Origin of the sequence: Flavobacterium sp. UGB4466 (genome assembly GCF_903469665.1) — a bacterium.
GTDB lineage: Bacteria > Bacteroidota > Bacteroidia > Flavobacteriales > Flavobacteriaceae > Flavobacterium > Flavobacterium lipolyticum.
This window is the reverse complement of the sequence record NZ_CAGKLC010000064.1, coordinates 20615-28927: the sequence shown is the minus strand read 5'-3', so window position 1 is coordinate 28927 and position 8313 is coordinate 20615. Positions and strand designations below refer to the sequence as shown.

The 8313-nt window shown below is 35.3% G+C and carries 6 protein-coding genes; 1 reads left to right on the top strand and 5 read right to left on the bottom strand.

The annotated features are described in order from the left end of the window. Nucleotides 1-110 precede the first annotated feature (110 nt). From JO950_RS14980 to JO950_RS14970, 3 genes are all read right to left on the bottom strand, one after another. Entirely contained in the window at nt 111-731 is a 621-nt protein-coding gene (locus tag JO950_RS14980) for an L-threonylcarbamoyladenylate synthase (RefSeq protein ID WP_202703386.1), read from the bottom strand. Nucleotides 732-951: 220 nt separating this feature from the next. Continuing rightward, complete coding sequence (locus JO950_RS14975; RefSeq protein WP_202703387.1) at nt 952-3288, bottom strand: ATP-dependent helicase; 2337 nt, start codon at nt 3286-3288, stop codon at nt 952-954. Between the two features lie 256 nt (nt 3289-3544). Beyond that, nucleotides 3545-4312: a TSUP family transporter gene (locus JO950_RS14970; RefSeq protein ID WP_202703385.1), complete on the bottom strand. Its 768-nt coding sequence runs from the start codon at nt 4310-4312 to the stop codon at nt 3545-3547. 123 nt (nt 4313-4435) lie between these two features. Between JO950_RS14970 and JO950_RS14965 the strand changes: the two genes are divergently transcribed. Beyond that, the gene (locus JO950_RS14965; RefSeq protein WP_202703384.1) at nt 4436-4957 is read left to right on the top strand and encodes a hypothetical protein; all 522 of its coding nucleotides are present in this window, start codon (nt 4436-4438) and stop codon (nt 4955-4957) included. A 284-nt stretch (nt 4958-5241) separates the two neighbouring features. Here JO950_RS14965 and JO950_RS14960 read toward each other — a convergent pair whose 3' ends face one another. Beyond that, nucleotides 5242-6141, bottom strand: a complete 900-nt coding sequence (locus tag JO950_RS14960) for a patatin family protein (RefSeq protein WP_017497538.1) — start codon at nt 6139-6141, stop codon at nt 5242-5244. Between the two features lie 98 nt (nt 6142-6239). Then, nucleotides 6240-8312 (bottom strand): M1 family metallopeptidase, encoded by a 2073-nt coding sequence (locus tag JO950_RS14955; RefSeq protein ID WP_202703383.1) that lies wholly within the window; start codon nt 8310-8312, stop codon nt 6240-6242. Nucleotide 8313: the final 1 nt, after the last annotated feature.

Below are 8313 nucleotides of genomic sequence, written 5' to 3'. Positions count from 1 at the left end.
AAAGAAATGCAAATTATGTTTTTCATAGAATTTGTAATAGAATTATATTACTAATTAACAAAATTTTTAATTTACAATCTTAATTTTTGAAGAATAATTTAAGTTTTAATTTACAAAATACCAACATCCCCTTTTCCTTCTCTAACGATTACCGGCTCGTGTTCTGATAAATCAATAATTGTAGACCCTACATTATCGCCATATCCGCCATCAATAACCAAATCAACCAGATTTTGCCATTTTTCAAAGATCAGTTCAGGATCTGTGGTATACTCAATTACATCATCTTCATCACGAATAGAAGTTGAGACCACCGGATTTCCAAGCTGACGAACAATTTCAAGAATAATATTATTGTCTGGTACACGAATTCCTACCGTTGTTTTCTTTTTAAACTCTTTAGGAAGATTATTGTTTCCAGGCAGAATAAAAGTATAAGGTCCTGGTAATGCTCTTTTAAGAATTTTAAACGTTGATGTATCAATTTGGCGTACATAGTCCGATAAATTACTTAAATCGTGACAAATGAACGAGAAATTTGCTTTCTCTAATTTGACGCCTTTTATTTTTGCAATTTTTTCTAAAGCACGCGAATTGGTAATATCACAACCTAAACCATAAACGGTGTCAGTTGGATAAATCACCAAACCACCGCTCTGAAGTACTTTTACCACTTTGGCTATTGCAGCTTCACTGGGTTTGTCCGAATATATTTTTATGAACTCAGCCATTTTTTTAGAATAAAGAAGTTAGATTATAGAACAAAGACTGATCTTTAGTTCTTTTTAAATTTTTAAAATAAACCACAACATTACAATTACAATAGATTTATAGAATCTTTATCCTTTTAAAAAGTAATGAAAATTTAAGAGGGTTGAAAATCAAATCCAGTTATAAAAAATTAAATTTCTTTAAAAATCTATTTTCTATCATCTTTTCTCTATACTCTTTTTACCCTACAACATCTAATTTAGCAAATCTTAACAACAATTTCTTGATTCCGCCCACTTCAAATTTTATTTCAGCTTTTTTATCAGCACCAACACCTTCCATGTTGACGATTTCACCTTTCCCAAAACGTTCGTGCATCACTATGTTTCCAATGGTGAGCTTATTATCAAACAAATTGGCGGCTCCATTGTTTGGACTGGTTCCAGTAACGGGTTTTAATTTTCGAATATTCAAATCCGATTTTGGCTCATTAGCTGTAACATGTTTAGGCGGTGTACTTCCTACAGGTTTTATCAATCGTAGTTTTGACTTATCAATATCTCCAAAAATATCTCCGTCGATTGGAGATTTATAGCGATAATTGGTTTCGGCCGGTGTTAAATATTCCAGGTACTGCCCATCAATTTCTTCAATAAAACGCGATGGCTCACTGTCGGTCAGTTTTCCCCAACGGTAACGTGATTGTGCATAGGTCAAATAAGCCTGATGTTCGGCACGGGTAAGCGCTACATAAAACAAACGGCGTTCTTCTTCCAATTCACTGCGTGTACTCATACTCATTGCACTTGGGAATAAATCTTCCTCCATTCCTACTACAAAAACGTGGGGGAATTCAAGTCCTTTAGCAAGGTGAATCGTCATTAATGCCACACGATCTTCATCAGAAGTATCTTTATCTAAATCTGTAGCCAATGCCACATCTTCCATAAACTCAGACAAAGCTCCTCTTGCACCATCAATCTCTTTTTGTCCTTCAGTAAAATCTTTTAAACCGTTTAAGAGCTCTTCAATATTTTGAATTTTAGCCATTCCTTCCGGCGTGGCATCTTTTTTTAATTCCTGGACAAGTCCTGTTTTCTTAGCGACATGATCTGTAACATAAAAAGCATCCTGATTCTGATCGATGACCTGAAAACTCTGGATCATCGTAACAAAATCTCTGATTTTATTCTTTGTTCCGGCATTTAATTTTAAATCGATTTTGTCAATATTAACCATTACTTCCCAAATCGAACGTTTGTAATGATTTGCCGCAATCGTAAGTTTTTCGACGGTTGTATCTCCAATTCCACGTGCCGGATAATTGATTACACGAATCAAGGCTTCTTCGTCTTTCGGATTGATTACCAAACGAAGGTAGCACAAAACATCTTTAATTTCTTTGCGCTGATAAAAGGATAAACCACCGTAAATTCGATAGGGAATATCTCGTTTACGAAGTGCATCCTCCATCGCACGTGACTGTGCATTGGTACGGTACAAGATGGCAAACGAACCATTATGCAGTTGGTTTTGCATCTTTTGTTCAAAAATCGTACTGGCTACAAAGCGTCCCTCTTCAGCATCTGTTAAACTTCGGTGGACTTTAATTTTTGCGCCAAAATCATTTGCCGTCCAAACAACTTTATCAAGTTTGGTTTTATTATGTTCCATCACCGTATTTGCTGCTTCCACGATATTACGGGTGGAACGGTAATTTTGCTCTAAACGAAACATGATTACGCCTTCGTAATCTTTCTGGAAGTTCAGAATATTGTTGATATTCGCTCCACGGAAAGCATAAATACTCTGAGCGTCGTCTCCAACCACACAAATATTCTGAAATTTATCAGATAACGCTCTTACGATCAGGTATTGAGAGTGGTTCGTATCCTGGTACTCATCCACCAAAATATAACGAAAACGGTTTTGATATTTTGCTAGAACTTCTGGAAATCTGGTCAATAACTCATTTGTTTTCAATAACAAATCATCAAAATCCATAGCGCCGGCCTTAAAACAGCGCTCAACGTATTGCTGATAAATCTCTCCTAAACGCGGTCTTTTTGCCATGGCATCCGCTTCAACCAATTCAGGATTATTGAAATAGGCTTTAACTGTAATCAAACTGTTTTTGTAATTTGATATACGACCTAAAATCTGTTTTGGTTTATAAATGTCCCTATCCAGCTGCATTTCTTTTATGATAGAAGAAATCAGTCTGGCAGAATCCTGAGAGTCATAAATCGTAAAATTAGAAGGGTAACCCAAATGGTCTGATTCTGCACGAAGAATACGCGCGAAAATCGAGTGAAAAGTTCCCATCCAAAGGTTTTTTGCTTCAGAAGCTCCCACAATATCTGAGATCCTGTGCTTCATTTCGCGGGCAGCTTTATTCGTAAAAGTAAGCGACAAGATATTGAAAGCATCAATACCCTGAGCCATTAAATAGGCGATTCTAATTGTTAAAACACGGGTTTTTCCCGAACCTGCTCCAGCAATAATAATCATTGGCCCGTCTTTTTTCAAAACAGGTTGTCGTTGCGCTTCATTGAGCTGGTCAATGTACTTTTGCATGAAATTTTTCTCCATAGTGATGCAAAATTAAGAATTATAGCTTTAATAAGTTACTAAGATTCTAAGGTTCTGAGGTGCTAAGATTTTTGTTTTTCTAATAATATAGATTATCAGGCACTAACCTATTTAGTGGACATGTTTATCTAAACTTTCAAGAGAATTATTTATTACAATGTATGAAATTTATTAATAGTTATTTATTAGAAACGAAAACCAATGGAAAACTTAGACCCTTAGAATCTTAGCAACTCAGCACCTATTTATAAAACACATCGTAAGAAAATCGGATTAACGTACCAATTACGACCACTAAAAAGAAAACACGAATAAAACCGTTTCCTTTATTAATGGCGAGTTTTGCGCCAAGCCAACCACCAAGTCCGTTGCTTATCGCCATTGGAATTGCGATTGTCCAGATTATTTTCCCTTTTATCATAAACAAACAAATCGAGCCGAAGTTGGTAGCGAGATTTACCATTTTGGCATTTGCGGACGCGTGAAGAAAATCAAATCCTAAAAGTGCTATGAAAGCCACCACGAAAAAACTGCCGGTTCCAGGACCGATAAAACCATCATAAAAACCAACAATTACACTGATAACAACGGCATACAGTATTTGTATTCCGGCCGAATGATCTTTGGCTTCATGTTGTCCGAAATTCTTCTTGGTATACGTATAAATCAGCAAAAGTGATAATACTACCAATAAAAGAGGTTTCATAAAATCGTTGCTAACGTAGGTTAGCAGCGTGGACCCCAGAAATGCAGAGGGAACAGCTAAACACATCATGATGATTAAAAGTTTCCATTGAATTACAACTTTTTTGAGGTATTGAAAGGCTGCGAAAGAAGTTCCGGTAAAAGCAGGTAACTTCAGAGTACCTATAACGGTAGAAACCGGTAAATTTGGCAATAGAATCAAACCCATTGGTGTTTGAATTAATCCGCCGCCGCCTACTATAGCATCAATAAATCCTGCCGCAAAAGCAGCTAAACAAAGTAAAATTATAATGTAGGTGTCCATTCAGGCTGTATTTGAAGTAGTTTTAAAATCTCATCACAAAAGTATACTTCCAGTTTGTTATTACAATAATTTTAAAGTGGATTTCTCCCCGAAAAGTATATTTTTGCTAAAAATTTAAACCCAATGGATTTTACAAGAATTATAGAATTAGCCAGTTACACTTTACCTGCTGTCGTTACCGGATTTGTTGCCTACAGTTTTTTTGAACTGCACATTAAGAATTTCGATAAAAAGCGTAATTTTTTATTAAACAAAGAAGCACATAAAGAATCTTTACCTATACGCTTACAAGCTTACGAGCGTATGACTTTATATTTAGAGCGTATCAATCTGACCAAATTATTGATCCGTATCGCTCCAGTCTCAAATGAAAAACACGATTACGAGAATTTCGTGATTGATCAGATCGAACAAGAGTTTGAGCACAATTTAACCCAACAAATTTATATGTCGGATGAATGCTGGACGATTATTACCACAGCAAAAAATTCGACCATACAAATCATCCGCAAAACTGCCATGAGCGATCGTGTAGACAGTGCTGATAAATTGCGTGAAGTAATTTTAAATGATTTATTGGAGAAGCAATCTCCAAGCAATGCCGCTTTGGCGTATATCAAGAATGAAGTAGCGGAGCTTTTCTAGTCTGGATTTTTGGATTGTTGGATCTTTAGATTATTAGACTGGCTTGGACTACTTCTGTTTTGAAAGTAAACCTTATAAGGAGTGTTTTTCGATTGATCCAACAATCTAAAGATCTAAGTAACGGAGCTTTTCTAGTCTGGATTTTTGGATTGTTGGATCTTTAGATTATTAGACTGGCTTGGACTACTTTTATTTTGAAACTAAACCTTATAAGGAGTGTTTTTCAATTGATCCAATAATCTAAAGATCCAAAAATCTAACAATCTAAGCAAATCTAAGAAAGACTATCTGTTATCACTCATAACTTCAGATTTATTTTGGGCATATTCATAGCCTTGTTCCCACCACTCTTTCATGACTTCCTGATTGAAAATAAGGGCATTATCGGTTAGTTTTGTTGGGGTGTAGTACAGATTAAGTTTTACATTTTTATTGTTTGCGAGAAGCTTCCCAATGGTAATATCATGTTTTTCGACCTGGTCTAAAGCAATTCGAAACAAATCGATCATTAAAGAAAACGGGTTCTTACCGATAACCGTTTTGTCCATATTTACCTCGGTTTCGAGAATGATGACGTCAATTTCTGTTGCCCCGCGATTAATGGCTTCGCGGATTGGAACTAAACTCGCAAAGCCTCCATCCCCGTATTCGTAATTGTTTTTCTCAACAAGGCTCATAAAAGGAACATAATTACTGGAGATCCAGGACCATTCACAGAATTCTTCATAAGTGCAATCTTTCACCGATTTGTATTCTGCTTCATTCTTGGTAAAATTAGTTACCGTTATAACAATGTCACTGTCAAGTTTTTTTAGTTTATTGAAATCTGATATAGAAAAATTGTTCTTTATATATCTCTTTAAACCTTTACTTTCACCGAAAGTACGTTTTCCCTTGAAAAACTGTCGTAATACGTTAAAATGATTTATGGTTACAATGTCTACTCCGTCTTTATTTTTCACAACAAATGGGCAAATATTAAAAATACTGGCCATGGTAACATTGGTATAAACAGAGTGAATTTTCTTAATGTGTCCCAAGGCTAAATGAGGTATAAGTAAACTACCGGTCGAAGTACCTATAAACAAATCATACTCGTGATTCTTCTCTTCGATCAGATATTGTGCGACACCGCCGGCAAATGCCCCTTTACTTCCTCCACCAGAAATAACCAATGCTCTCATATTTTTTTAAGTTGTGGGTTTTGAGTTAGGAGTTAAAAGTATTCAATGGTATTTTTTTAAAAATTACTCCAATCTGTTTTTATTACTACTAAAAATTGCTATTTCTTCACCTCCTCTGCCAATAAACGTTTTAGTTGAAATTGTTCATCGGGGTTTAAATTAGTCAAAATTCTTTCAAACGAAGCACGCAAATCTGTATTTTTTAGCAAAAGTCGAATTGTATCTCTTCCAAACTTTGAAAATTGCCACATGTGATGAGTTGTCGCGGAAACTAAGTTCGTTAAAACAGCATCATTGATAATCTTAAAAGCAATCAGTTTTTCTAAAGCATTTTGCCTGGTTGTAGCTTCATATTTTGCAGAAGAGAAAGCAATTAACTCTGAGATTAAGACTTCTGAATCATTTGTATAATTAGGTGTTGAAAGTGCTAATGAAAGCCATAGTGTTCTTAAATTGTAGTCGTTGAAACCAACCCAATTTTTTGATTTGTCCAAATATCGGGTACGGTGCTCGGGAAAGTTTCTCCATAGCCAATACAAAGCAACTTCCTGTGTTTGATATGATTTATCGTCAAGCAAGCTTTCATATTCCACCCTGAAGTCTTCTGGAATTTTAGTCAAAGAAGCCGCAACTGCCTGCCGAACCTGAAGTTCATTAGTTTTCAGAGCTTGCAATAATAAGGCTCTCTTTGATTCGTATTTTTCATTTTCTAATTGATTAACAATAGCTTCTTTTACAGAATAATAAATATCTGAATCTAAAGTTTTACTTAGAAATACTTCTTTCTCTGCTAAAGCTGTCTTTTTTAATTTATCAACTTCTAATCGAACCTGAATCGATTTGTTTTTACTCAATAAAGTATTGGCTGTTGCTGTATCAAAAACGATTGATTCCAACCAGGTTTTCTGAAATTTATCCAAATCAAAGTCAGAGACCTTTTTTATTTCATCGAAGAAGTTTTGTGTATTTACCGTTTGATAAGCATACTTTTTAAGATAACTCTTTATTGCTTTTTTGAATGCTTTATCGCCAATAGATTCATGTAATACAAATAATGCCCAGGCTCCTTTTTCATAAAAAGTCAAAGAGCTTGCTTTTGCATTTAAAACCGGAATAGAATCGGTCCTGGAGGCAAATTTTATCTGTTGTGCGGTGTCGTACAATTTGGAGTAGAAAAAATCATCACCGTAAATTTCTCTTTCGGCCAAAGCAGCAAAATAGGTTGCAAAACCTTCTTGGAGCCAGTGATGCGTACTGCTTTCGGCTGTAATAAGGTCACCAAACCAATGATGTGCTAATTCATGTGCATCTACATTGGTATAGTTTCGATCTTCAAAACCGATGGAATCCACTACATAACGGGTAGCGAAAAGTGTTGAAGTGGTGTTTTCCATACCGGCATATAAAAAATCACGAACCGGAATTTCGCGATAGATTTCCCATGGATATTTAACTCCTATTTCTTTCTCTAAAAAATCAAAAATACGTTTAGAGTAACGGTAAGTTGGTTCAAAACGATCTGCATCTTTGTTTTCCAGATAATACTCTAATGGGATTCTGGATTTTGCCTTTAGCTCTTTTTTATCATACTTTCCTATGGCAAGCATCAGAAGATAAGAACTCATTGGTTTCTCCATTTTATACTGCCACTGTGTTTGATTGGCGTTTATTTTTTTATTCTCTAAAATACCATTCGAAATTACCTGATAAGCACTATCGTATGTTACTCCTAAACGAAATACTACCTTTTCGTTTACATCATCAAAACTTGGAAGCCAATTGCTGGTATACCTTCCCTGTCCTTGTGTCCATATTTGTACTTCCGAGTTGTCCATATTCACAAAATACAGGGCTTGTTTTGGTTTGGCGCTGTATTGAAAAGTAAGATGATTTTCTCCCTTTTGGAAATTACCGACAATCTTCAATTCTTTATCTGTACTTATAAAAACAGCTTCTCTGTTATCTATCTGAACATTAGAAAATGCCATATTTTTTGCATCAATCCTGATCGTATCAATCGGTTTCAGAATCTCAAATTGATAATCGACTGTGCCTGAAATTGTTTTTTCGACAGCATTTACAGTCAATTGTCCGGAAACGGTTTTAAAATCAACAAATTGTGTTTGCTGCGCAAAAGTAAAAGCGGTAAAAAATAATAGCGTATATTTCATT

What these genes read in the sequence shown, in the direction of transcription:
- JO950_RS14980 (WP_202703386.1), bottom strand. Translation starts at nt 731, where the DNA reads ATGGCTGAGTTCATAAAAATATATTCGGACAAACCCAGTGAAGCTGCA.
- JO950_RS14975 (WP_202703387.1), bottom strand. Translation starts at nt 3,288, where the DNA reads ATGCAAAAGTACATTGACCAGCTCAATGAAGCGCAACGACAACCTGTT.
- JO950_RS14970 (WP_202703385.1), bottom strand. Translation starts at nt 4,312, where the DNA reads ATGGACACCTACATTATAATTTTACTTTGTTTAGCTGCTTTTGCGGCA.
- JO950_RS14965 (WP_202703384.1), top strand. Translation starts at nt 4,436, where the DNA reads ATGGATTTTACAAGAATTATAGAATTAGCCAGTTACACTTTACCTGCT.
- JO950_RS14960 (WP_017497538.1), bottom strand. Translation starts at nt 6,141, where the DNA reads ATGAGAGCATTGGTTATTTCTGGTGGAGGAAGTAAAGGGGCATTTGCC.
- JO950_RS14955 (WP_202703383.1), bottom strand. Translation starts at nt 8,312, where the DNA reads ATGAAATATACGCTATTATTTTTTACCGCTTTTACTTTTGCGCAGCAA.